We start from the raw sequence: 23,365 nt of genomic DNA, 5'->3' as shown, positions 1-23,365 counted from the left end.
TGCCCACTGCGCATCGGCGTCACGGGCCGCGATGCCCACCCCCCTGCGCGGCGCGATCGCGGCATTCGGAGGTGGCACGCGCGCTGCTCAAGGGAGCACGCAGGAGGTCACGATGACGACGCGCTCGACTCGCACGCTCGCTCGGTTGGTGGACGACGCGCGCGGTGGAGTGTTCGTCGAGTACCTCTTCGCCGTGGGCACCTTCGCGCTCGTCGCCGCGCTCGCCGCGGTGAGCCTCGGCGAGCCGATGCTGCGCGCCTATCGCTTCACCCGCGCGCTGCTGCTGTTGCCCTTTCCCTGACGCCAGCGTGGCAGTCGCCGACTGGCTCGCTCGCGCGCTCGTCCGAGCGACGCGTCTCCGTAGTCGTGTGCTCTCGAACCGATGGAGGACGATCCCATGAAGACCCGCAACGTCACCTCGCGCTCGCGCTCGTTCCGCTCGCTCCACAAGGACGTCGAAGGGGCCGGGTTCACCGAGTACATCCTGATCGTCGGCCTGGTCGTCATCGCCGGCATCGCGGCGTGGACCGCGTTCGGCGATCAGATCGTCGCGGTGCTCGAGTCGCAGACCGAGCAGATCGGCGCGGCGGGCGGCGGAGGCGCGTGATGATCGCGGCGGGCACGGTCGCCGCGATCGCGGCGACCGCCGTCGCGGCGCTCGGCGCGTGGACCGACGCGCGCACCGGGCGCATCCCCAACGCGATCACGCTGCCCGCGCTCGCCCTCGCGCTGATCGCGCACCTCGTGAGCGGGGGAGTCGACGCGCTGCTCACGGCCGCGCTCGGCACGCTCGCAGCGGGGCTCGTGCCGTACCTGCTCTTCCGCAAGGGCGCGATGGGCGGCGGCGACGTGAAGCTCTTCGCGGCGCTGGGCGCGATGCTCGGCCCGAGCATCGGCGTCGAGGCCCAGTGGTGGGCGTTCGTGGTCGGAATGCTCTACGTGCTCGGGCGCCAGGCGTACGAAGGAACGCTCGGACGCATGCTGACGCGCACGGCGCGCGTCGCGGTCCGCGCAGTGGTGCGCAGCGACGAAGCGCACGAGGACGACGCGCGCACGAGCGTGCGGCTCGGCCCGGCGATCCTGTGCGGGCTCGTGCTCGCGCTCATCACCTGACCGCGCGTCCTCCGAGGAGAGCAGGAAGGAGTCGGAGCACCACGCCGACTCCGCTCTCCTCGTTCCGCCGACTGCACCAGACGCGCGACTCAGTCGGTGATGAGGGGAGTAGGAGGCGATTTCGCCAGGAGAGCTCGACTCGGGAGCTTTTGAGGAGAGCAGGAGGAGAAGGAGTACCACGGCGAATTCGCTCGCCTCGTCCTCGCGTTGCGAGACGCGCCCGACTCTGGAGTCGGGGGCGGCCGCGCGGCCCGCAGAAACCTCGACTCGAGGGACGGCGCGCGCGTCGGGACCACGAGAACACACTCCACGTGGTCCCTCCTTCTCCTCCTGCTCTCCTCATCAATTTCTTCGATCGCACTTCTTCGTTCGCACTCCGGTTCATTCGCGTTCTCACCAGAGATTCCTGCTCTCCTCGAGGAGGCTTGGACATGCGGGCATATCGAGACGAGGGAGGCGCGGTCTACGCCGAGATCGCGATTGCGATTCTGCCGCTCTTCACGCTGGTGATGGGCGTCGCGCAGCTCGCATTGATCGCGCAGGCGTCGCTCGTGGTGCGGCACGCGGCGCAGAGCGCGGTGCGCAGCGCGGTGGTCGTGCTCGACGACGACGAGTCGTATTACGGCGGCGCTCCGCGGTTGATGATCGAAGACGAGGCGGCCCCGGGCGCGCTCACCGCGGTCGTCACCGCGATGTCGGGATCGCCGGGCGGACTGCCCGCCGCGAGCCGCATCGGGACCATTCGCACGGCCGCGTTCCGGCCGCTGCTCGGCATCGCGCCCGGGCCCTCGCAGGTCGCGTCGGGACGCGCGGCGCGCAGCATCCGCCACGCGATCGGCGGCGCCTCGAACGACCGTCTCGCGTTCGCCGTGATCTATCTCGACGCGGCCGCGGCGGTGACCTTCCCCGAGACACCGGGCTCGTCGTCGCTCCGCACCAGCTTCGCGCCGGACGAGCCGATCACCGCGCGCGTGACGATGGCGTATCCGTGCCTCGTGCCGCTGGTCGCGGAGCTGCTCTGCGACGAATACGACGCGCTCGACACCAGCGATCTCTCGTACGCCGCCCGCCCCGGCGCGCTCTCGGGCGTGCTCGACGGGAACGTTCGATATCGACTGATCCAGGCCGAGGCGACGCTCACGAACCAGGGCGCGCCGTACCCGTACCCCTGAGGAGCCGGCGATGAAATCGTGTTTCTCCGACACGCGCGGCGCGATCACCGTGCTCGGCCTGTTCGCGGCGCTCGTCGCGACCGGGCTCGTCTTCTACGTGGTCGGGGTCGGCGAGGCGATCCGTCATCGCGAGACGATGCAGGACGCGGCCGATGCGAGCGCGTTCGCCGCCGCGGTGTTGCACGCGCGCGGGATGAACCTGCTCGTGCTCGTGAACCTCGTGATGGCGGGCGCGCTCGCCGTGCTCGTGATGCTCAAGGTGCTGATCACGGTCGTCGCCGTGGCGATCGCGATCGTGCTCGCGCTCGCGATCCCGACGTTCGGCGCGTCGCTCGTCGCGCTCGCGCCGCTGACCACGGTGCAGACCGCGCTCTTCCAGGCCGAGGCCGCGCTGCGCGGGCCGGTGTTCGCGGTGCTGCGCATCGGCAATCGCACCGCGGCTGCGATCCGACGCGCCGTGCCCGCGGCTGCATGGGCGCGTGCGAACGCCGTGGTCCAGGACGACGCGTTCGACGACATCCCCGAGACCGGGGTGCCGCTGCCGCCGCGCATCGAGCTGCCCACCGAGGACGACGACTTCGAGCGCCTCTGCGGTCGCGCCGGTCGCGTGGTCGGCGAGATCGTGATGCTGCCCTTCGACAAGATCGGCGTGCTGCCCGACGCGGTGCAGGACGCGATCGGCGACGCGATCGAGGCGCTCGTGGCCGCGTTCTCGCCGTGGTTCTGCGGCGCGGGCGAGGGCGGCGTGCCGCCGAAACTCACGTACTCGGTGGAGCGATGGATCCCGTCGATCGAGAGCACGTCGGAGTGCCTGGGATCGCAGCTCACGTCGGGCTGTCTCGACGCCGGTGATGCCGAGCTGAACGCGCTCTTCGATCAGACCACCGGCGCGTGTCCCGCCGAGGGCGCCGCGGGCCACGACGACTGCCTCACGCGCGCCGAGGACGCGCGCCACGAGTGCCGCACCACGCCGGGGATCCAGTCCTACGTCTACCAGATCGAGCGACGTCGCCGCGCCTACTGGGCCGAGGACGGCCGAGTGCGACACACCGACGACGATCTCGCGCTCGACTCCGACGATCCGAGCGATCACGACGAGGTGCTCTCCTCCGAGCGCAGCGAGCGCGACGAGCGCCTGTGCGATGGTCGATGGAGCGAAGATCCGCGCGGACCTGCGTGCGTGATCACCGAGGTGCCGCGCTTCACCGCGAGCATGCTGCCGGAGTTGCGGGACGCGGCGCGCGTGATCGAGATCGAGGTCGTGCGGCACGTGCACGCGTGCCTGGTCGAAGAGGAGCAGACGCTGATCGAGCAGGACCCCGGGATGCTCGAGGATCGCACCGGGATGGCGTCGCAGCGCGTCGCGTTCGAGAGCGGTGGGTTCGACGTCGAGCTCGGCGGCGAGCCGTTCCAGATGCGCATCCTCGTGATGGGCGAGACTCCGTCGGATCGCGCGGCGCGCGGCGTCGCGGTGGCGGGCGGTGGGAGCCTCGAGGCAGGCGGTGATCTGCCGCTCGCCGATCTCGGTCGCATGTCGATTGCGCAGGCCGAGATGTACTACCCGTCGACCGATCTCGCGGATCGCCCCGACTGGATGTGGAACATGCGGTGGCGCGCGCGGATGCGGCGCGTGCACGTGCCCGCGATCGGCATGCTCGACTCGGCGTGCTCCGCGGTGCCCGGGCTCGACTGCACCGCGGTGCTCGGCCCGCTGCAGGCGTGGGGCACGATCATCGCTCATTGACGCGGAAAGGGCGCGCATCGTGGATCTCGAGGTTGCAGATGCGAGCGTGCGCCGCCTACTCTGTCCGCAGTGTGGGCTCCGCGATCGACGCGGCCGCACGCGACGGATGGCGTGGGACGAGGAAGTCACCGCCCAGGCGGGAGCCGAGGCGATCGCGACGACGAGCGCGGAGCTCTCGCTGGTGCACGTGCACGGGCCGGGGCTCTCGAGCGCGGTGACGATGCCACTGCTCGACGCGCTGGTGATCGGGCGCGCGCGTGAGCCGGGCGTCTACGCGATCCCCGACGCGCGCATCTCGCGCAAGCACGTGCGGCTCGTGCCCGAGGGCGATCGGGTGCGCGTCGAGGACACGAGCACCAACGGCACGTTCGTGATGGGCGCGCGCGTGCAGCGCGCGATCGCAACGGATGGTGACGTGATCCGCACCGGGGACTCGCTCTTCGTGGTGCGACTCCGCGCGCGCGGCGCGATCGACGCGAGCGTCGCCGCCCTCCTCGGCACCGCGCCGAGCATGCAGCGGTTGCGCGGCGCGATCGGCACCGTCGCGCCCCACGACGTCCCGATCCTCGTGCTCGGCGAGAGCGGCACCGGCAAGGAGCTCGTCGCGCGCGCGCTGCACGACACGAGCGGGCGCAGCGGCGCGTTCGTCGCGCTCAACTGCGGCGCGATCCCGGAGGCGCTCGCAGAGAGCCAGCTCTTCGGGCACGTCGCGGGCGCGTTCACCGGCGCGCGCAGCGACTTCCCCGGCGTGCTGCGACAGGCGCACGGAGGCACGCTCTTCCTCGACGAGATCGGCGAGATGCCGCTCGCGATCCAGGCGAAGCTGCTGCGCGCGCTCGAAGAGCGCGCGGTGACGCCGGTCGGATCGACCAAGACGTTCGCGGCGCAGGCGACGATCGTCGCCGCGACGCATCGCGATCTGCGCACCGCGGTCGACGAGGGTCGGTTCCGCGGCGATCTCTACTCGCGCCTCGCCGGTGTCGTGCTGCGCACGCCGCCGCTGCGCGAGCGGCGCGAGGACGTGCTCGCGCTCGTCGAGCGCACGCTCGGTCGATCGACGTCCGAGCTCGACGCGGATCTCGCGGAGGCGCTGCTGCTGCATCCGTGGCCGTTCAACGTGCGCGAGCTGATCCGCGTCGCGACCGAGCTGCGCATCCGCGCGGCGGAGGGGCCGCTGACGCTCGCGACGATCGTCGATCGCCTGGACGTGCCCGCGCTGTCGGCGCGCCGCGTCGCGGTGAGCACGGCGACGACGATGGAGAGCGAGGCCGTGGTGCTCGTCGCGCCGACGATCGCGCCGAGCCCGCCCGCGATCGTCGCGCCGCTGCGCAAGAAGAAGTCGCGTCCCCAGCGTCCGCCGCCCGATCGCGCGGAGCTCGCAGGTCTCGTCGAGGAGCACGGCACGAACGTCTCGCGCATCGCGCGCGCGCTCGGGTACTCGCGGCGGCAGACGCGGCGATTCCTGATCACGTTCGGGTGGATGAGCGAGGACGACGCGCACGAGTGACGCGCGTCGACGGCTCGGCGTCGTGACGGCTCAGCGGAGCGTCCAGTGCGCTCGGACCCACTCGTGCACGCGGCCGAGAGGCGTGGCCGGATCGTCCGGCGTGCCGTCGAGGTGCGCGTCGAAGACGATGATCTCCGCGACGTCGCCGCGGAAGCGCGTGTCGAGCAGCGAGCCGCCCTGACCACGCCCGATCCGGCCGGCGTTCGAGTCGGAGGCGAAGCCGTCGGTCGCCCCGGACGTGACGGGGCTCGTGCCCGACCACAACGAGCGATGCGGGACCGGCACGGGGCTGCTGCTGCGGCCGATGCGCGCGGTGACGATCTCGACGCGCGCGTCCTCGGCGGCCACGTCGACCTCGACGCGATCGCAGCCGAGGTCGAACGTCGTGCGCGTCGCGGTCCGCCAGCCGAGTTGCGGAGCGCTGCGGTACTCGGGCGACGACGGTCCGGCGAGGCAGGGCACGTCGACCTCGCCGGGCAGCGCGGTGCCGAGGACGAACGAGAGATCTTTGTGCGGCAGCGCGCGGCGCGCGACGACGATCGCGGTGAACGTTCCCTCGAGCGGCGTGAGGTCGACCGCGAGCAGCGCGTCGTCCTGCGACGCGCGCGACCACTCGCCGGCGGGCGCGAACGAGACGACGTCGTCTCCGTCGAGCTCGCCCGACTCGGCCCCGCAGCGCGGTCCCATCCCGGGTCGCGCCTGGATCGCGTCGCGCCCGGAGTCCGACTGATCCGTCCATCCGGTGACGACGCCGTCCGCGCACACGACGCCGCGGTCCGAGCGCAGCCAGAGCGCGAGCGACGCCAGGGCGCGCGGCGTCCCCACGCACGCACCATCGATGCGCTCCTCGTCGCCGGCGCACGGCGGGCCCGCGTCGTCGCCGACGTGCGCGTCGGGTGTGTCGCCGGCGTCGTGCCCGTCGCCGGCGTCGTGCGCACCACCCGCGTCGTGCGCATCACCCGCGTCGGCGAGCGCGGCGTCGACCTCCTCCGCTCGCGCGTCGGGTGACGTCATGCCGCCGCCGTCGGCCGGCGTGTCGGCGTCGTCGCCTCCGCAGCCGATCACGAAGGCGACGAGCCACACCGCGATCGCTCTCCTCGTCTTCACGCGCAGTCCTCCCGACCGGCGGCGACGATGCACGAGCGCGCGAGCGCGACGACACTGGGGGAAACCCGAGGTCCCTGTCGGCGCGCGCGCGCACGCCGCATCCTCACGACGCGATGAGCGTGGTGGCGGGCATCTTCGTGGACGACTTCCTCGGCGCGCTCCGCCGTTCGCCGCGACGCTTCGAGCGGCTGGCGCGCGGGCTCGACCTCGGGACGATCGGCGCGCCCGAGCGCCGCGTCTCGTGGGACGCGTTCGCCGCGATGTTGGAGCGCGTGGAGCACGACCTCGGTGGCCCCGACGCGATGTTCGAGCACGGGAGTCGCTTCGCGTCGCGAAGCGCCGACGGTGCGCGGCGCGTCGAACGAGGAAATCGCGGCGGCGTGGCACCGATCGATCTCGGTCGTCGAGCTCCACGTGTCGTCGGTGCTCCGGAAGGCGGGTGTGGGCTCGCGCACCGAGCTCGTCTCGCGCTGCCTCGGCGGCTGAGGGTGATCGAGGATCCGCGAGGAGCAGCGCGAGCGGAGCCGGTCCGCTCAGTCGAGCTCGTCGATCCGCGTCGCGGCGTCGTAGAGCGCGTCCTCGTGTGCGCGCCCATCGACCAGCGCGTCCACGATCGGCGCGAGCTGCGCCGCTTCGTCGCCTCGTAGCGCGCGCTCGAGCGTCTCCGCGATCTCTCTCGCGCTCGCAGGGCGTGATGCGGGATCGCGCTGCAGCATCGCGGCGACGAGCTCCGCGATCGGCGCGGGGACGTGCGCAGGGAGCGGCGGGATCTCCGCGCGCACCACGAGACGGCGCAGCTCCGCAGGGCTCGCGGCCGCGAAGAGCTTCCGCTCCGAGAGCAGCTCGTGGAGCACGATCCCGAGCGAGAAGAGATCGCTGCGCGCGTCGAGCCGCGCCCCCGCGGCCTGCTCGGGCGACATGTACGAGAGCTTCCCCTTGAGCACGCCGAGCCGAGTCTGCGTCGCGCGCTCGCGCGTCTTCGCGATGCCGAAGTCGATCACCCGGACCTCGCCGCTGCGCGCGAGCAGCAGGTTCGACGGGCTCACGTCGCGGTGGACGAGACCGAGCGGTGCGCCACGCGCGTCGCGCGCCTCGTGCGCCGCGTCGAGGCCGCGCGCCGCGCCCGCGACGACGTGGAGCCGCACCGCGATCGGCACCACGACGCGGGTCAGCGCGCCGAGCAGATCGCGCACCGAGACGCCGTCGACGTGCTCCATGACGAGGAACGCACGTCCCGCGTCGACACCCGCCGCGATGGTCGCGGCCACGTTCGGATGACGCACGCACGTCGCGGCGCGCGCCTCGTGCTCGAGCTCGCGCTGCACCACCTCGACGTCGGCCGCGATCACCTTGAGCGCGACGTGCGCACCGCTCGCGCGATCGCGCGCGAGATAGACGTCCGCCATGCCGCCACGCGCGAGATGACGCTCGACGACGTAGCCGCCGAGCGTCGCGCCGGGAACGAGCCGTTCGTGCACCCACCTACTCTACAGACAACCGTTCTCGAGGATGCTGGTGAGCCCGGTGTTGCGCTCGCTGTAGCACCACGCGAGCACGATCCGATCGTTCGGCCCGAGGTTGCGCACGAGCTGGCGGATGCGGTTCGCGACCGCGCGCTGCGAGAGCCTCGACGCGTCCTCGACGACCACCCCCGGCGTGCCGGACCAGCGCTGGCGATCCTCGTCGAGGAATTGACCCTCGTGGATGCCGTTCGCGCCGCTCGCGGGCATGCCGTTGCTGCGACACGCGCCGGGCCCTTCGCCGTCCTCCGAGCCGTGCGTCCCGCTGAGCACGTACGTGCGGCCCGGAGAGCCGTCGACGATGTCCTCGAAGTCCGACTGATCGATCGGGATCGTCGAGACCCACACGCTCGGTCCGCTGCCGTTGCGCGTCGGCACCGAGTAGAAGTTCGGCTGCCCGGGGTGGTGCCCGATCGCCGCGGGGTTGTAGTAGTCGCTCACCGTCGGCACCTGCTGGCCCTGGCTGCCGTTCGCGGGTCGACTGCGCGGGTTGCGACGGTCGCGCGCGCTGCAGACCATCTCCTCGGCGCCGGCGTCGGGCGCGCCGCGATCGACACCGGCGTCGCGCCCACGATCGCGCGGGCCGTCGCGATCACGATCTCGATCTCGATCACGATCGCGATCTCGGTCGCGACGACGATCGGGATCGGGAACGCCGGGTGGGACGAACGCGCCGTCGAGGTCGGGCGCGCCGAGCCCGTCGTCGAGCCCCGCGATCGCCGAGTCGTCGAGCTCGCCGGCCTCGCCGACGAACGCCTCGCTCGATGCGAAGCCGAGCGAGCCCATCGTCGTCACGCCTGCGACGGCGACGAACGTCGTGATGATGATCTGCTGCGTGCTCATCGCTCCGCGCGTGTCGCGTCGGAGCGAGCGTGGCTTCGTGTGGTCGGTGTCCATCGATGACGCGCGGAGCAGCGAGCGTGCCGCGCGATCCGCGAGCCCGGACGAGCGATGCGCATGCGCATCGCGGCGGGCATCGGCCATGCGCATGCGCATGACCCCCTGGGCACGCGTTCATCGACGCGGCATCCTCGCGCCGCATGAGCGTCGCGGAGGGCTCCGAGGTCGGAGCGATCGTCGGGCCGTACCGCGTGCTCCGTCCCATCGCGTCGGGCGGCATGGGTCGCGTCTACCTCGCGCGGCACGTCGAGCTCGGGCGCCTCGCCGCGCTGAAATTCCTCTCGCGCACGCTCGTGGGCTCGGCGCGCGCGCGGGCGCAGTTCACGTTCGAGGCGCGCGCGACCGCGTCGCTCTCGCACCCGAACGTCATCACGGTCTACGACGTCGGCGAGCACGGCGGTCGTCCCTACGTCGCGCTCGAGTACGTGCACGGCCGCACGCTGCACCAGCTGCTGCGCGCCGATCCCCCGACCATCGGCCGCGCGGCGCAGCTCGCCGAGGGCATCGCGCGCGCGATCGCGGCGGCGCACGACGTCGGGCTGCTCCATCGCGATCTGAAGCCGAGCAACGTCGTGGTGGGACACGACGATCGCGTGCGCGTGCTCGACTTCGGCATCGCACGGCTCGTCGAGGAGGACGGCCCGGTCGCGCCCGACGATCTCACGCGCTTCGATCTGCGCCCTTCCGCGATCTCGCGCTCGCCCGACGCGTCGATCGCGGGCACGCCGGCGTACATGGCGCCCGAGCAGTGGGAAGGGCGCGACGCGCGCGGCACCGACTCGTGGGCGATCGGGCTCGTGCTCTACGAGATGCTCGCGCGGAAGCAGCCGCTCGCGGGCCTCGATCCCGTCGCGCTGATGGCGCGCCTCGACGGCGAGCAGCCGTTCCCGCCGCTCCCGTCGCGCGTGCCCCCGGAGCTCTCGGCGCTCGTGCTCCGATGCCTGTCGCGCGATCCCGGAGCGCGACCGAGCGCAGCGGAGATCGCGACCGAGCTCGCGCGCCTCGCGCCGACGCTCGCGACGCGCGAGCCGTACCGCGGCCTGGCCGCCTACGAGCGGCGCGACGCCGACGTCTTCCGCGGGCGGGAGCGCGAGATCGACGAGCTCGTCGCGCGGGTCGAGCGCGAGCCGCTGACGCGCGTCGTCGGTCCCGCGGGCGTGGGCAAGACGTCGCTCGTGCGCGCAGGGCTCGTGCCGAGGCTGGAGGCGACGCAGCGCTGGCACGTGCTCGTGGTCGAGCCGGGGCCGAGCCCGTTCGCGAGCATCGCGCGCGCGATCGCCGACGCCTCGGAGGGGCGCGACGATCGTGACCTCGAGGCGCGGCTGCGCGCGTCTCCGGGCGCGCTCGGTCTCGCGCTCGGACGGCTCGCGACCGCGCTGCGCAAGCGCGTCCTGCTGGTGATCGATCCGCTCGACGATCCGTCGAGCGAGCGCGACGAGACGCGCCTGCTGGGCGCAGCGCTCGCGCGCGCGGTGGGCGATCCCGCGGAGCCGGTGCGCATCGTCGTGGTCGCGCGCGACGAGACGATCACCGGCGACCCGAGCACCGCGACGACGCGCGTCCGGCCGCTCGCGGGCGCCGCGCTGCACGAAGCGATCACGCGCTCGCTCGATCGCGCGGAGGCCGAGGACGCGACCATCGTCGACGTGCTCGTGGAGGAGACGAGCGCGGCCGCGAGCAGCGCGAGCCTGCCGATCGTCTCGTTGGTGCTCCAACGATTGTGGGAGCGCCGCGAAGGCACGTCGCTCACCCGCGCGGACTACGACGCGATCGGCGGCGCGGTCGGCGCGCTCGCGGCGCACGCCGAGGCGTGGGTCGCGCGGCTCTCCGACGCCGACCTCGGGCTTGCGCGCGCCGTGCTGCGACGCACCGCGGACGCGGGGACGATCGCGCGCGAGCGGCTCGTCGCGGGGCTCGGCGATGCGGCCAGTGCCCTCGTCGAGCGCCTCGTCGACGAGCGAATCCTCGCGCGCGACGGCGAGACCATCACGCTGGCGCACCCGGGCCTCGTGCGCGCCTGGCCTCGCCTCGCCGAGTGGATCGCGACCCAGCCCGACGTGCACCGCACCGTGCTCGCGGCCGCGGAGCGCTGGGCGCGCAGCGGTCGTGCGCGCGCGCTCTTGCTCACGCGCGCCGAGCTCGACGAGCTCGCGGCGGCGGGAGGCGCGCCGCCTGCGTGGCCGGAGGACGCGCGCGCGCTGGTGCGTGCCTCCGAGGACGCGCTCCGCGCGCGGCGTGTGATCACGATCGCGATCGGCGTGTCGATCGCGATCGTGATCCTCGCGGTCGCCCTCACACGCTGAGCGAACGTCAGCGCCCGAGCCGCGGGAAGCGCGAGGTCCGCGACGCCTCGGCCTCGAGCGTGCGCGCCCGCGCGACGTACTCCTGAGTCAGCGCGTCGTCGCGATGCGAGAGCAGGTCGAGCAGCGAGCGCAGCGCGGTGCGCTCCGCCTCCACGTCCTCGCGCTGTCGCGCTCGCCGCACCCGCGCGATCAACCTCGCCGCGCGCTCTTCGAGCTCCATGCGCAGCGCGTCGCCCTCGGCGCGCAGCGCGTCCGCGCCGAGCGCGTCGCCCACGTGCTCGGCGCACGCCGCCGCGCGCGCGAAGGTCTCGACGGCGCGCACTCCGTCCTGCACGTCGAACGCGCGTTGCTCGCGCAGCGCGCGCGCCGCCAGCGAGAGCTCGAGCGTGCGCCGCCCCGCGCGCTCCTCCTGATCGCACGACGCGACGTGGTCGTCGTCGAAGAGCGCAGGGCGCGACGCGCTCGGCGTGTCCTCCTCCGCCGCCGCGCGCGCACCGCGCCGCCCGATCACGAGCGTGCCGAGCGACGCGACGATCACCGTCGCGACCGCGACCGAGAGCCCGCGCATCCAGTACGCGCGCATGCCCGGCCCCTCGACGCGCTCGAACGTGATGCGCGCATCGCCGAGCGCGACCGCGCGTCCATACGGCGTGCGCACCGGCGTCTCGTCCGGCGTCGCGAGCGGCGTGAGGCACACCGCGTCGCGCGTGAGCTCGATGCGCGCGTGCTCCCACTCGACACGTCGCGCTCCGATCAGCGCGGCGTCGCACGTCGGCGCGCGCCCGATCGTCATCGGCGAGCGCGCGAGCTCGAACGTGTCGCGCGTGCCGTCCTCGTAGTCCACGTGAGCCCGAGCTCGGATGCGCATCAGAGTCCCTCCGCGATCGAGAGCGCCATCGGCCCGAGAACGAGCAGCATGATGGCGCCGAACACCAACGTGAGCGGTGCGAGGAGCGCGAGGCTCGCGCGTGCCGCCGCTTCTTCCACCGCGACGCCGCGGCGCTGCCGCAGCACCGACGCCTGCACCGCGAGCGCGTCGGCGAGCGGGCTCCCCTTCTCCTCCGCGCGCAGCGCCGCGTTCACGAGATCGCGCACCGGGCGCGTCGGCACGCGCTCTCCGAGGCGCGCCAGCGCAGCGCCGCGCGTCGACCCGAGCTGCAGCTCCTCGAGCATGCGCGTGAGCTCGTCGTGGAGCGGCGTGCCCGCCGCGACCGCGTCGGAGAGCGTCGTGCGCACCGCGCCGACGAAGTCCATGCCCGCGCTCATGCAGAGCGCCATGACCTCGACACATCCCGGGAGCGCGCGGGTGATCGTGCGCTCGCGATGCGCGCGCGCCTCGCGCAGGATCGAGAGCGGATGCGCCGCACCGACCATCGTCGCGAGGGGCACCAGCGCGATCGGCACGCGCGGCACCATCGCGCAGGCGAGCAGCGCGCCGAGCGTGGCGATCGCGGAGAGCACGATCGACGCGGCGACGAGCTCCGACGCGACCCATCCGTGTGGCGAGCCCGCGCGCGCCAGCGCTTCTTCGGCGCGCACCCCGAGCGATCCCAGGCGCGACGACGGCAGCCATGCCGCGACGTGGCGCACGATCGGATCGATCCACCGCACGAGCCCACCGGCCGCGATGCTGCGCGCGCGGAGGATCCCGCGATGTCCGGCGCGCGCGTCGGCGAGCGGCGGCTCCGAGGCGACGAGCATCGACGCGAGCACGAAGCCGATCGCGGCGAGCGCGAGCCCGTAGGTCAGCCATGCGAGCGAGGTCGTCATCACGTCACACCTCCAGCGCGAGCACCGAGCGCGCCGTGAAGATCGCCGCGAGCCAGAGCGCGATCGCGAGCGCGAGCACGATCCCGCCGATGAGCCCTTCGAAGAGGGGGTCGAAGTACCCCGGGCTCAGCGCGCGCAGCGCGAGCGCGATGGCGAGCGGCAGCGCGCCGAGCACCCAGATCTGGCCCTTGCCCTCCGCGGTCTTGCTGCGGATCACGCCCTCGAGGCGCGCGATCTCGCGCAGCTGTCGCGCGTTGCTCTCGAGCAGCGCGGGCAGCTCGCCACCGGTGCGGCGGCCCACCAGCAGCAGCGCGACGACGCCGGTGATCATCGGGCTGCGGATGCGCTCGGAGAGGCGCCGGAGCGCGTCGTCGAGCGTCGCGCCGAGCTCGCACTCGACGAGCAGCACCTCGAGCTCCTCCGACATCGCGCCGGTCGAGAGGCGCGACGCGTAGGCGAGCGCGCCGCCGATCGATCCGTCGGTGCGCAGCGAGCTCGCCATCGCGGTGAGCCACGCCTCGACGTCGCTCTCGACCGCGGTGACGCGCGCGGCGCGCGCCTTCTGGAGGTGCAGCGCTGGCCCGATCACGAGAAACGGCACCACCAGTACGAAGAGCGGCTGTCCGCTCACCATCGCGAGCGAGAGCGCGCCCACGACGCCGATCGCCTGCGCGATCAGCACGGTCCGCGCCGAGACCTTCGCGCGCACGAACGCGAGATCTCCGGCGAGCGCGGCCTCGCGCGCCCGCCACCAGCGCGCGGGGAGCGCGTCGGGATCGACGAGCGTCGAGTAGGTCGCGATCGCGACCCCGACCGCGAGCAGGGCGACACCGAGCACGAGGTTGCGGTCCATCGCCTTTGCTCCTTCAGCGGATGCTCGAGGGCACGTCGCTGCGCGCGCGGCGGCGGCGTCGCTCCGCCGCGACGAGCACGTCGGCGTCGGTCACGGGATCGCCCATCGAGAGCATGGGCTCGACGTCGTCGGGGTTGCGCAGGACGAGGTGCAGGTCGCCGGTCGACTGCGCGTGCACGAGGCGCTGCGCTTCGTCGACGGTCGCCGCGACCGTGACCTGCTGCGCCGAGGTCGCGCCGCAGCGCGAGGGCGAGCTCGGATCGAGCGTGCCCGCGACGGCGAGGACCAGCACGTTCTCGAGCAGCTGCGCGGTGACGCGCTCCTCGCTCCCGAGGCGCGGCGCGAAGTGCAGCACGTCGACGCGATCGCCGGGACGCAAGAGGCCGGTGAACGCCGAGGTCGCGTGCACGCGGACCGTCACCGCGCGCCGGCCTTCGCCGATCACCGCGGCGAGCCGCGCGGCCGCGATCGCCTCGTCGTCGACGTCGTTCCAGAGCAGCGCCTCGCCGGCGCGCAGCGCGCTCACCGCGCGCAGCCCCACGACGGTCTCGGTGTCCTCGAAGGGCACGTGGCGCTCTTCGACGTACGCGCGCGGGATCGTGCGCACCGCGAGCACGTCGCGCGTCAGCACCGCGCCCGGCGCGAGGTCGCGCGTGACCGCGACCACACGGACCGGCTCACCGCCTTGGGCCTCGCGGCGCACGCGCGCGAACGCGGCGAAGCAGAGCGCGGCGCCGATGCCCGCGACGAGGAGAGAGAGGAGCAGCGCTCGGAGCTTCACGGGGAGACCTCCTGTTCGTTCGTGGGCGTCGTGAGCACGGCGATCGCGATCTCGCCGGCCTCGTCACGCGATGCGATCACCGCGACCACCGCACCGTCGCGCTCGGCGACGATCGATCCTTCACCGCGCGCGTCGGACCACGCCGCGTGCGTGTGCTCGTTCCATCCGCGCCGCGCGAGATCGGCGCGGTACTCGTCGAGCACGTCGTCCGCGTCGCGCGTCACCGAGTACGCGGCGATGCCGTAGGGCCGCGCCTCGACGCTCGCCGAGAGCAACCTGCGCAGCCCCGCGGGGCGCGAGACGATCGTGGGATCCGCGCCCGGCGCGTCGCCCTCCGCGGGGAACATCTCGAGCGGCCGCACCGGCCCCGCGCTCTCGACCGTGACGACGTGCGTGCCGGTCTCGGACGCGCGCGCGTAGACGTAGTGGAGCGTGCCGATCGCCGTGAGATCGCCGGTGTCGAGGAAGCGCTGCGCGAGCAGCGCGACGCTCTCGGGCGTCATCTCCATGCGCATGCCGAAGCACGCGACGTAGCCGCGGGTCTCGCCCTGCGCGCGCACCACCGGAGAGAGCGCCTCGCCTTCGCGACCGAGCGTCTCCTGGAGCTGCTCCTCGAGCCGTCCGTCGCGCTCGCGGCATCGCGCGTCGGCGCCGTCGAGCACGTCCTCGAGCGACGCGTCGTGCATCGCGGTCGTGATGCGGAGACGCGCGCCGTTGAGCTGCAGCACCTCCGACGAGAGCAGCGCGCCGCGATCGAGCCGCGCGAGATCGGCGCCGAGCCCGAGCAGCGCCTCGTCGACGTCGGCGCGCACGCGCCCGAGGCACCACACGATGCCGATCGCCCACACCACGACGAGGTAGATCGCGAGGCGCGCGAGCCCGCGACGATCGACGCGCGCAGCGAGCGTCAGCATCCGAGCGGCCCTCCGAGGCCGATGCTCGACACCGCGCTGCAGAACACGTCGCGCGCGACCGTCTCGATGGTGCGCTCGCGCTCGTTGCACACGCCGAGCGCGCTCGCCTCCATCTCGCGGGGCGGCGCCGGGAAGAGCGGCGTGCTCTGCGCGGTCGCGGTCGCGGAGAGGCGCACGGTGCGCCCGAAGATCGCCTCGCCGGTGGAGCCGAGCCCGGGGATCGGGAAGGAGCTCTGCATCTCCTGCACCGACGCGACCGCGTCGGCGAGCGCGGGATCACCGCCGTCGTCCGCCGCGCCGCCGCCGGTCTCGCGGCACTCGGGCGGCAGCGTCTCGCAGCCGCCGTTCGCGTAGGCCCACGCGCACTCGCGCGCGCGAAGCGACGCGTCCATGCGCGCCGCGTGCACGCCGTGCAGGTACACGACGCCGCCCGCGAGCAGCACGAACACGGGGATCACCAGGACCGCCTCGGCATAGGCCGCGCCGCGCGTGTCGCGCAGCAGCGAGCGTTCGACGTCTCGTCGCATCACCGCACCTCGACGAGGCCCTTTCGCAGCCGGCGTGCCACGCGGATCGTGCGGATCGCGGGGTGGGCATCGTCGCGATCGAGGTGGGCATCGAGTGGGCAACGGCGATCGCGACGCGATGCCCATGCGCACGAAGCACGACGAGCGGAGCACGGGCCCCGCTCGTCGTGGATGCGTCACGGCTGGCGCCAGCGCGGCGGCCAGTCGTCGAAGTCGCCGAGGTCCTGGCCGTCGACGAAGAGCGTGTGCAGCGGCTCGTCGGGGAAGTCGTTGAGGCGCAGCCGCAGCGCGTGCCCGTCGTGCTCGGCGGCGAACGGAAAGTCGAGATCGCCGGTCGTGCGCCAGACGATCTCGTTGGAGGTCCAACGATCGAACGCCGACTTCCTCATCGTGCCTCTCCTTCGTCGCCTTCGCCCGGTCGCGGTCGTGGGCGACCGTCGAAGTGCTCGTTGAAGCGCTCGTTCGTGCGCTGCGAGCTGTCGATGATCCCCTGGTACACGTCGTCGTCGCTGCGGCCGCGCCCTCGACCGCGCCGCACGAGATCGTCGAACGAGGGTCCGCCCGTCCGGCCGTACGTGCAGATGTCGCGGAGCTGCAGGAACGCGACGGACATGCAGTTGCCCATCATGCGCCGCGCGCGCATCCGCGCATCGTGGCGCGCGTCGTACGCGGCGCGCGCGCGCTCCTCGAGCGATGCGCCGCGTCGCTCGAGCTCGCGATCGCGCTCCGCGATCTGCGCGATCCGATCGTTGTACCAGCGACGGACCTCGGAGTTCGTCCGCGGTCGATCTCGGTCGTCGTCGGGGCCCGCGCGTGGTGCGTCGTCGCGATCGTCGGGCCCGGACCGCGGCGAGTCGGTGCGATCCGGCGAGCGGTCTCGATCGCGGTCTCGATCTCGGTCTCGATCGCGATCGCGATCGCGGTCTCGGCGTCGATCGGGATCGCCGAGATCGGTCGAGAGATCCGGCGCGCCCGGCCGGCCGTCGAGCCCGTCGTCGACGCCGGGCACGCGGCTGTCGTCGAGCGGCGCGCTCGCGTCGCCGACGAACGACGTGCTCGTCGCGGCGCCCAGCCCAGCGACGCCGATCGCGCCCGCGACCGCGAGCGCGCCGACGAGCAGCAGTTGTTCGATGCCGAGCTGCCCTCGCGTGTCCGAGAGCGCTCGTGTCCATGGAGGAGAGGTCCGTCGCATGGCGCCACGCTCAGCAGCGCACGTGCCGTGGATGCCCACTCGATCGAGCGGCGGTGCCCACCCGCATGACGAGGGTGGCGAATACGAGCCGAGAGACGGAGGTTCACCCCCTCGTGACTCGAACCCGGAACGAAGAGCCCATGTCGCCGTCCATCCTCCACGACCACGCTCCCGTCGCCCGGTGCACGCGTTCCCGCCGGCGCCGCGCACGCCTCGCCGCGCTGGGCATCACGCTCGCGCTCGGCGGCAGCGCCGCCGCCGTCTCGGCGCCGAGCATCCTCTCCGCGCAGGAAGCACCGCGCGCGACGCAGCCGCAGAGCACCGCCGAGCCTCCGCCGATCACGCAGCCGCAGGCGCAGGCCGCGATCGCCGACGCCGAGCGCGTGGGCACTGCGTTCGCCGCGGTCGCCGAGCGCATCTCGCCGTCGGTCGTCTCGATCCGCGTCGAGGCGCGCGTCGATCCGCGCGACCAGATGCAGCAGCTCCCGTTCGGCATGATCCCCGGCATGCCGCAGGACGGCGGCGACGAGCGCATCGTGCAGGGCGGCGGCTCGGGGTTCGTGATCTCCGCGGACGGCGCGATCCTCACGAACCGCCACGTCATCGAGAACGCGACGCGCATCCGCGTGCGCTTCCAGGACGGGCGCGAGCTGCCCGCGACGGTCGCGGGCGTCGATCGCGCGACCGATCTCGCCGTGCTGCGCGTGCAGGCGCGCGACCTCGTTCCGCTGCGCTTCGCGAACATGGAGCGGCAGCGCGTCGGCCAGTGGGTCGTCGCGATCGGCTCGCCCTTCGGGCTCGACACCACGGTGACCGCGGGCGTGCTCAGCGCGACCGGCCGCGGCGGCATCGGGATGAACGAGATCGAGGACTACATCCAGACCGACGCGAGCATCAACCCGGGCAACTCGGGCGGTCCGCTGGTGAACCTCGACGGCGAGGTCGTCGGGATCAACACGATGATCATCGGCCGCGGTCAGGGCATCGGCTTCGCGATCCCCGCCGACATGGCGGAGCGCGTCGCGCAGCAGCTCATCGCCGAGGGCCGCGTGCGGCGCGCGTGGATCGGCGTCGGGTTCCAGGAGCTCACGCCCGAGCTCGCGGCGGACTTCGGCGTCGGATCGCGGCGCGGCGCGCTGGTGAACGAGATCGTGCCCAACGGCCCGGCGGCGCGCGCCGGCGTGCAGTCGGGCGACGTGATCGTCTCGGTCGAGGGCGTGCCGGTCCGCGAGTCGCGCGATCTGATGCGCCACGTGCTCCGCCGTCCGATCGGCGCGTCGGTGCGCATCGACGTGATGCGCGCGGGACGTCCGGTGCAGCTCTCGCTCACGACCGCGGAGCGCCCGGATCCGCGCGACTCGACGCCGCAGGAGCTCGGCGGTCGCGACGCGCGCCCGACGCGCGAGGACGGCACGTGGGGCCTCTCGCTGCTCCCGCTCACGCCGCAGCTCGCGCGCGAGGTCGGGCACTCGGGAACGCAGGGCGCGGTGGTCGCGCGAGTGCGCCAGGGCAGCCCCGCGGAGCGCGCCGGGCTGGAACGCGGCGACGTGATCGTCGAGGCCGATCGCGGCGCGGTGCGCGGGCCCGGCGAGGTGGAGAACGCGGCGCGCGACGGCCGCGCGCTCCTGCGCGTCGCGCGCGGCGAGCGCTCGTTCTTCACGGTGCTGCACCGAGAGTAGTCGCCGAGGTGGACGCCCTCGCCGGACGAGCGAGGGCGTCCCGCGATCCCTCGTGGTAAGAGCGCGCGCGTGAGCGACCGCGACGACGACGACCGCGTCGAGACGCCGCCCGAGGGCGCGACGTGCGCCGAGCACTCCGACCGTCCCGCGCTCGCCGTGTGCCCGCGCTGCGGCAGCTACGCGTGCCTCGCGTGCTGGCACCACCCGATCCGGCGCTGCCACGCGTGCTTGATGCGCGACCCCGCGGCGGCGGCGCCGCCGATCCCGTGGGAGGACTCGTCGCGCTCGCTGCCCGCGCGCTTCGTCGCGACGCTCGGCAGCGCGCTGCGCCCCGTGAGCAGCGCGCCCGCGTTCGCGCGCGACGGCGTCGGCGCGGCGTGGATCTTCTTCGCGCTCTCGTTCGTGCCGCTCGCGCTCGTGACCGAGATCGTCGAGATGACGAGCACGCTCCTCTTCGGCGCGATGCGCGTCGAGGTGCTCGGCGACGCGGACGCGGGCGCGATCGCGATCGACGTGGCGCGCGCGATGGGCCTCGGCCTCGGGCTCTCGACGCTGCAGCTCGCGGCGTTCGCGCTCCCCTACGTGAGCCTCGCGCGCTCGTACGCACCCTCGTCGTCGCCGCACGGGGGCCTTCCGGCCAGGGACGCGCCGCTGCGCGCGGTGCTCTACCGCGCGTTCCTCCTCCCGCTCGGCGCGGCCGCGGTGTCGGTCCTCTACTGGATCTCGCCCGAGCATCCGCACGTCGACACGTTCCTCACGATCCGAGGCCTGCTCGTCGTGGTGCCGCTCGCGCTGCTCTTCGTGTCGCTGCGATCGACCGCGCGCATGGCGAGCGGCGTCGGGCCCGTCGCGTCGTTCGTCGTGGTGCTCGTCGCGTTCGCCTCGATGGAGGTCGCGAGCTTCTACGTCGACTCGACGATCGCGTCGCTGCGTCCCACGCCGCCGCCCTCCGCCGAGGTCGCGGACGACGCGGCGGCGGGATCGCGATAGGGTGCGCACGATGACGCGGACGCTCTTTCTCTGGATCGCGATGCTCGCGTCGTGCAGCGGATCGCGCGGCACGAGCACGCCGGCGCAGGGCGCGCCGGAGCAGGTCGGCGAGACGCCGACGTCCACCACGAGCGCGACCACCACCGCGGCGGACCAGGGCTCGACCGAAGCGCCCGCCGAGACCGGCCCCGCGCCCGTCCTCGCGATCCGCGGCACGCCCGCGCGCGCCGGCCGCGAGATCGCGATCGTCGTCGAGAACCGCGGCACCGAGCTCGCGCGCGTCTCGCCGCGCCTCGTGCTCGAGCGCGCATCGGACGACGGCCGCTTCACGCGCGTCGATCCCGTCGAGCTCGCGCTGCGTCCCTCGTGCGAGCGCGAGGCTCCGGCGTGCGTGGAGCTCGCGCCCGGCGCGGCGCTGCACCCGCCCGCGTGGCTCGGCACGATGGGCGACGCGCAGTGCGCGTGCGATCGCTGCGCCCCCGCGGAGCCCGGTACCTATCGCTTCGTCGCGACGAGCTGCGGCGGCGCGCATCGGCTCGAGGGCGAGCCCTTCGAGATCGAGACGCGCTGAGCGCTCACATCAGCCCGTCGTCGCGCGCCGCCTCGGCGAACCGTGGGTCCAGCGCGATCGCGCGGCGCAGCCGATCCTCCACCGCCGCGCGCTGTCCGAGCTCCGCGTACGCGAGCGCGGCGTGATAACAGGGCTCGGCCCACCCCGGCGCGAGCGCGATCGCGTGCTCGAGCGCCATCGCGGCGCGATCGTGCGCGCCGAGCATCGAGCAGGTGCGCCCGAGCGCCTCCCAGCCCTGCGCGTGCGCGGGCAGCGCGGTCACGACCATCTCGAACGCGCGCGCTGCGTCGGGGTACCTCTGCAGCTCGAAGAGGAGCTCGCCGATCACGAAGCGGTACCCACCGAGCGCGCTCGGCGCACACGCGATCGCGCGCTCGTACCAGCCGATCGCCTCTTCGTAGCGACCCTCCGACGAGAGCTGATCGGCGAACGCGACGAGCCGCCTGCCCTCCCCCTCGTCCTCCATGTGCCTCGCGATGATAGCGCGCACGGCCGATGGCGCGCCGGTTGCGGTAGATTGCCCTCGTGGACTTCACACAGCTCAATCCGCAGGAGCGCCTCGCGCTCGCCGCGCTGGTCCGCACGATGCTGCGCCTCGACCGCAGCTACTCGAGCGAGGAGTCGGAGCGGCTCCACGCCATCGCCGAGGAGCTCGGAGATCCCGAGGCGTTCTGGGAGGCGATCGAGCGCGCCGCGCAGTCCGTGACCAACGAGCGCGAGCTCGAAGCGGTCACGCGTGGGGTGACGCGCCCCGAGTCGCGCGAGCTGATGCTCGACGTGCTCGAGTCGGTCGCGGCGGCCGAGGTGGAGAGCTCGGCGGAGCTGAAGATGCTCGCCGACCTCCGCGCGCTGTGGAACATGCCCGCCCCGGCGTGAGCGCGACGCGAGGCGCTGCGCCTCAGGGCAGCGCCGACTCGCACACGTGCCGGAACCCGTCGCCGCAGTCGACGTCGTTCCACCGCCCGTTCTCGCGCATCTGGACGCAGTCCTCGCCGAAGAAGTCGTCGGGCTGACCGCCCGCCCACGCCGTGAAGAGCTCCGACGTGCCGTTCCTCCACGCGGTGCGGCCGTCGACCCACACGAACGTGCGCTCGGCACCTCGGTCGTCGAGACCGATGTAGAAGTCGCTGCCGCGCGTGCGCTGCTCGGCGCGGACGAACGCGTTCTCGTCCTCGTCGTCGATCACCACGAGGTCGTAGCCGCGCGCGGCGCAGAACGCGCGCGCGTCGTCGTAGGTGCGCGTCGCGGTGCAGAAGAGGTACGAGCGACCCTGCGCGCCGAGCACGCGATCGCATCCGCAGTCGCCGCTGCCTTCGTCGACGAGATCGTCGCAGTCCTCGTCGCGCCCGTCGCAGCGCTCGGGCGCTCCGGGCGAACACGGGCCGCCCGCGTCGGGCGCGCCCGCGTCGGTGCCCGCCTCGGCGAGCGCGGCATCGATCGGCGGGTCGGTGCCTGCGTCGCCGGGCGCTGCCGCATCATCGCGCGCTGCCGCATCGGTGAGCGCGGCGTCGACCACGCGCTCACCGCCATCGAGCGCGACGGACGCGTCGCGATCGCCGCTCGCATCGACCGGGCCCGGCCCGCCGTTCGGTTGGCCCGCGATCGACGCGCGCTCGAGCGAGCACGCGGATGTCCCCGCCCCGAGGACGACGCAGAGGACGAGCACGCGGCTCGATCGCGCGATGCACCGCATCGGTGCGCAGCGTGGCGGCCTCGGGCCGCGCGATCAACCCCGCGCGAGCGCGCGACGCTCGGCGTCGGCGCGTCGGCCGGCCTCCAGCACGCGCTCCGGCGGCTGCTTCAGGTTCCACACGAGCCCGACCTTCTCCATCGCGACGAGCACGTAGTAGGTCAGGTCGATCTCCCACCAATAGAAGCCCTGGCGCGCCGAGCTCATGTAGTGGTGGTGGTTGTTGTGCCAGCCCTCGCCCATCGTCACGAGCGCGAGGAACGCGTTGTTGCGGCTGTCGTCCTTCGTCTCGAAGCGACGCGTGCCCCACACGTGCGCGAGGCTGTTGATGAAGAACGTGCCGTGCCACGTGAACACGGTGCTCAGGAAGAACCCGATGAAGAGCCCGCTCCAGCCGAAGAACAGCCACACGAGGAAGCCCGTGACGATCGGCGGCACCAGGTAGTACTTCTCGAGCCACACGAGCTCGGGGAACTTCGCGAGGTCCTTCACGCGGTTCCACTCGGTCTTGTCGCTGCCCGAGAAGAGCCAGCCGAGGTGCGCGTGCAGGAAGCCGTGCTGGCGCGGCGAGTGGAGGTCGCGCTCGCTGTCCGAGTAGAGGTGGTGCGCACGGTGGTGCGACGCCCACCAGATCGCGCCCTTCTGCGAGGTCGACTGCGCGATCCACGCGAGCACGAACTGCATCGGGCGGCTCGTCTCGAACGTCCGGTGCGAGAAGTAGCGGTGGTAGCCCGCCGTCACGCCGAAGATGCGGATCCAGTAGAGCGCGATGCAGACGACGATCGCCTGCCAGGTGACGCCCGACCAGAGCGCGCCGAGCACCGCGACGTGGCAGAGGATGAACGGCAGCGTCGCGAGCCACTCGTAGCGGTGACGCGGGCGCTCGGTGGTGGTCGCGGCCGGAGGCGTCGCGTCCGTCTCGGACGGCGCGAACACCGCGTCGGGGGTCAGGGTCGCAGTCGGCACCGCGCTCGGAGGCATGCCCGCATGATGCGGATCGCCTCATCGTCCCGCCGTCATGGTTCGGTCAGC

General features: G+C 73.2%; 26 protein-coding genes. 12 read left to right on the top strand and 14 right to left on the bottom strand.

Going from position 1 to position 23,365, the window contains the following annotated elements:
• The first annotated feature begins 112 nt into the window (after window positions 1–112).
• From DB32_RS47935 to DB32_RS04325, 6 genes are all read left to right on the top strand, one after another.
• Window positions 113–301 (top strand): hypothetical protein, encoded by a 189-nt coding sequence (locus DB32_RS47935; RefSeq protein ID WP_169791333.1) that lies wholly within the window; start codon window positions 113–115, stop codon window positions 299–301.
• Window positions 302–397: 96 nt separating this feature from the next.
• The gene (locus tag DB32_RS47930; RefSeq protein WP_169791332.1) at window positions 398–607 is read left to right on the top strand and encodes a Flp family type IVb pilin; all 210 of its coding nucleotides are present in this window, start codon (window positions 398–400) and stop codon (window positions 605–607) included.
• Complete coding sequence (locus tag DB32_RS47925; RefSeq protein ID WP_053231153.1) at window positions 607–1,113, top strand: A24 family peptidase; 507 nt, start codon at window positions 607–609, stop codon at window positions 1,111–1,113. Before DB32_RS47930 ends, DB32_RS47925 begins: the two co-directional genes overlap by 1 nt.
• A gap of 431 nt (window positions 1,114–1,544) precedes the next feature.
• Window positions 1,545–2,285, top strand: coding sequence for a TadE/TadG family type IV pilus assembly protein (locus DB32_RS04335; protein ID WP_053231152.1), 741 nt, complete (start codon window positions 1,545–1,547; stop codon window positions 2,283–2,285).
• A gap of 10 nt (window positions 2,286–2,295) precedes the next feature.
• Window positions 2,296–4,029, top strand: coding sequence for a hypothetical protein (locus DB32_RS04330; RefSeq protein WP_053231151.1), 1,734 nt, complete (start codon window positions 2,296–2,298; stop codon window positions 4,027–4,029).
• 106 nt (window positions 4,030–4,135) lie between these two features.
• Window positions 4,136–5,536: a sigma 54-interacting transcriptional regulator gene (locus DB32_RS04325; protein WP_053231150.1), complete on the top strand. Its 1,401-nt coding sequence runs from the start codon at window positions 4,136–4,138 to the stop codon at window positions 5,534–5,536.
• A 30-nt stretch (window positions 5,537–5,566) separates the two neighbouring features.
• On the opposite strand, the gene DB32_RS04320 is transcribed toward DB32_RS04325, so the two are convergent.
• A complete protein-coding gene (locus DB32_RS04320; RefSeq protein WP_053231149.1) occupies window positions 5,567–6,643 on the bottom strand; it encodes a hypothetical protein in 1,077 nt (358 codons plus the stop codon).
• A 345-nt stretch (window positions 6,644–6,988) separates the two neighbouring features.
• Between DB32_RS04320 and DB32_RS44970 the strand changes: the two genes are divergently transcribed.
• Window positions 6,989–7,129, top strand: coding sequence for a LuxR C-terminal-related transcriptional regulator (locus DB32_RS44970; protein WP_169791331.1), 141 nt, complete (start codon window positions 6,989–6,991; stop codon window positions 7,127–7,129).
• Window positions 7,130–7,176: 47 nt separating this feature from the next.
• Here DB32_RS44970 and DB32_RS04310 read toward each other — a convergent pair whose 3' ends face one another.
• Both DB32_RS04310 and DB32_RS04305 read right to left on the bottom strand, forming a co-directional pair.
• Window positions 7,177–8,121 carry a serine/threonine-protein kinase gene (locus tag DB32_RS04310; RefSeq protein ID WP_053231147.1) on the bottom strand — a complete coding sequence of 315 codons (945 nt, stop codon included), beginning with the start codon at window positions 8,119–8,121 and terminating at the stop codon, window positions 7,177–7,179.
• A 9-nt stretch (window positions 8,122–8,130) separates the two neighbouring features.
• Window positions 8,131–9,006 (bottom strand): hypothetical protein, encoded by an 876-nt coding sequence (locus tag DB32_RS04305; protein WP_157068709.1) that lies wholly within the window; start codon window positions 9,004–9,006, stop codon window positions 8,131–8,133.
• Between the two features lie 197 nt (window positions 9,007–9,203).
• On the opposite strand from DB32_RS04305, the gene DB32_RS04300 reads away from it, so the two are divergent.
• On the top strand, window positions 9,204–11,366 hold the full coding sequence (locus DB32_RS04300) for a serine/threonine-protein kinase (RefSeq protein WP_053231145.1): 2,163 nt from the start codon (window positions 9,204–9,206) through the stop codon (window positions 11,364–11,366).
• A 7-nt stretch (window positions 11,367–11,373) separates the two neighbouring features.
• Here DB32_RS04300 and DB32_RS04295 read toward each other — a convergent pair whose 3' ends face one another.
• The 8 genes from DB32_RS04295 to DB32_RS49000 form a co-directional block, all read right to left on the bottom strand.
• Window positions 11,374–12,234, bottom strand: coding sequence for an FHA domain-containing protein (locus DB32_RS04295; RefSeq protein WP_157068708.1), 861 nt, complete (start codon window positions 12,232–12,234; stop codon window positions 11,374–11,376).
• Window positions 12,234–13,136, bottom strand: coding sequence for a type II secretion system F family protein (locus DB32_RS04290; protein ID WP_157068707.1), 903 nt, complete (start codon window positions 13,134–13,136; stop codon window positions 12,234–12,236). The genes DB32_RS04295 and DB32_RS04290 overlap by 1 nt, the downstream gene beginning before the upstream one ends.
• A 4-nt stretch (window positions 13,137–13,140) precedes the next feature.
• The gene (locus DB32_RS04285) at window positions 13,141–13,989 is read right to left on the bottom strand and encodes a type II secretion system F family protein (RefSeq protein ID WP_053231142.1); all 849 of its coding nucleotides are present in this window, start codon (window positions 13,987–13,989) and stop codon (window positions 13,141–13,143) included.
• Window positions 13,990–14,002: 13 nt separating this feature from the next.
• Entirely contained in the window at window positions 14,003–14,770 is a 768-nt protein-coding gene (cpaB, locus tag DB32_RS04280; RefSeq protein WP_053231141.1) for a Flp pilus assembly protein CpaB, read from the bottom strand.
• A complete protein-coding gene (locus DB32_RS04275) occupies window positions 14,767–15,684 on the bottom strand; it encodes a hypothetical protein (RefSeq protein ID WP_053231140.1) in 918 nt (305 codons plus the stop codon). Before DB32_RS04275 ends, cpaB begins: the two co-directional genes overlap by 4 nt.
• Entirely contained in the window at window positions 15,678–16,211 is a 534-nt protein-coding gene (locus DB32_RS04270) for a TadE/TadG family type IV pilus assembly protein (protein WP_157068706.1), read from the bottom strand. Before DB32_RS04270 ends, DB32_RS04275 begins: the two co-directional genes overlap by 7 nt.
• A gap of 176 nt (window positions 16,212–16,387) precedes the next feature.
• Window positions 16,388–16,600, bottom strand: coding sequence for a hypothetical protein (locus DB32_RS04265; RefSeq protein WP_053231138.1), 213 nt, complete (start codon window positions 16,598–16,600; stop codon window positions 16,388–16,390).
• On the bottom strand, window positions 16,597–17,403 hold the full coding sequence (locus DB32_RS49000; RefSeq protein WP_205627023.1) for a hypothetical protein: 807 nt from the start codon (window positions 17,401–17,403) through the stop codon (window positions 16,597–16,599). The genes DB32_RS04265 and DB32_RS49000 overlap by 4 nt, the downstream gene beginning before the upstream one ends.
• Before the next feature lie 140 nt (window positions 17,404–17,543).
• On the opposite strand from DB32_RS49000, the gene DB32_RS04255 reads away from it, so the two are divergent.
• From DB32_RS04255 to DB32_RS04245, 3 genes are all read left to right on the top strand, one after another.
• Entirely contained in the window at window positions 17,544–19,082 is a 1,539-nt protein-coding gene (locus DB32_RS04255; RefSeq protein WP_053231136.1) for a trypsin-like peptidase domain-containing protein, read from the top strand.
• A 69-nt stretch (window positions 19,083–19,151) separates the two neighbouring features.
• Window positions 19,152–20,072, top strand: coding sequence for a hypothetical protein (locus DB32_RS04250; protein ID WP_053231135.1), 921 nt, complete (start codon window positions 19,152–19,154; stop codon window positions 20,070–20,072).
• A 10-nt stretch (window positions 20,073–20,082) separates the two neighbouring features.
• On the top strand, window positions 20,083–20,643 hold the full coding sequence (locus tag DB32_RS04245; protein WP_157068705.1) for a hypothetical protein: 561 nt from the start codon (window positions 20,083–20,085) through the stop codon (window positions 20,641–20,643).
• Between the two features lie 4 nt (window positions 20,644–20,647).
• On the opposite strand, the gene DB32_RS04240 is transcribed toward DB32_RS04245, so the two are convergent.
• A complete protein-coding gene (locus tag DB32_RS04240; protein WP_053231133.1) occupies window positions 20,648–21,109 on the bottom strand; it encodes a tetratricopeptide repeat protein in 462 nt (153 codons plus the stop codon).
• A 59-nt stretch (window positions 21,110–21,168) separates the two neighbouring features.
• On the opposite strand from DB32_RS04240, the gene DB32_RS04235 reads away from it, so the two are divergent.
• Window positions 21,169–21,519, top strand: coding sequence for a TerB family tellurite resistance protein (locus DB32_RS04235; protein ID WP_053231132.1), 351 nt, complete (start codon window positions 21,169–21,171; stop codon window positions 21,517–21,519).
• A 22-nt stretch (window positions 21,520–21,541) separates the two neighbouring features.
• On the opposite strand, the gene DB32_RS04230 is transcribed toward DB32_RS04235, so the two are convergent.
• Entirely contained in the window at window positions 21,542–22,336 is a 795-nt protein-coding gene (locus DB32_RS04230; RefSeq protein ID WP_053231131.1) for a C-type lectin domain-containing protein, read from the bottom strand.
• 33 nt (window positions 22,337–22,369) lie between these two features.
• A complete protein-coding gene (locus tag DB32_RS04225; protein WP_083457134.1) occupies window positions 22,370–23,314 on the bottom strand; it encodes an acyl-CoA desaturase in 945 nt (314 codons plus the stop codon).
• Between the last annotated feature and the right edge of the window lie 51 nt (window positions 23,315–23,365).

The organism is Sandaracinus amylolyticus (genome assembly GCF_000737325.1).
Classification (GTDB): Bacteria; Myxococcota_A; Polyangia; order Polyangiales; family Sandaracinaceae; genus Sandaracinus; species Sandaracinus amylolyticus.
The sequence above is the reverse complement of the archived record's forward strand: the minus strand, read 5'-3'. Positions and strand labels throughout refer to the sequence as shown.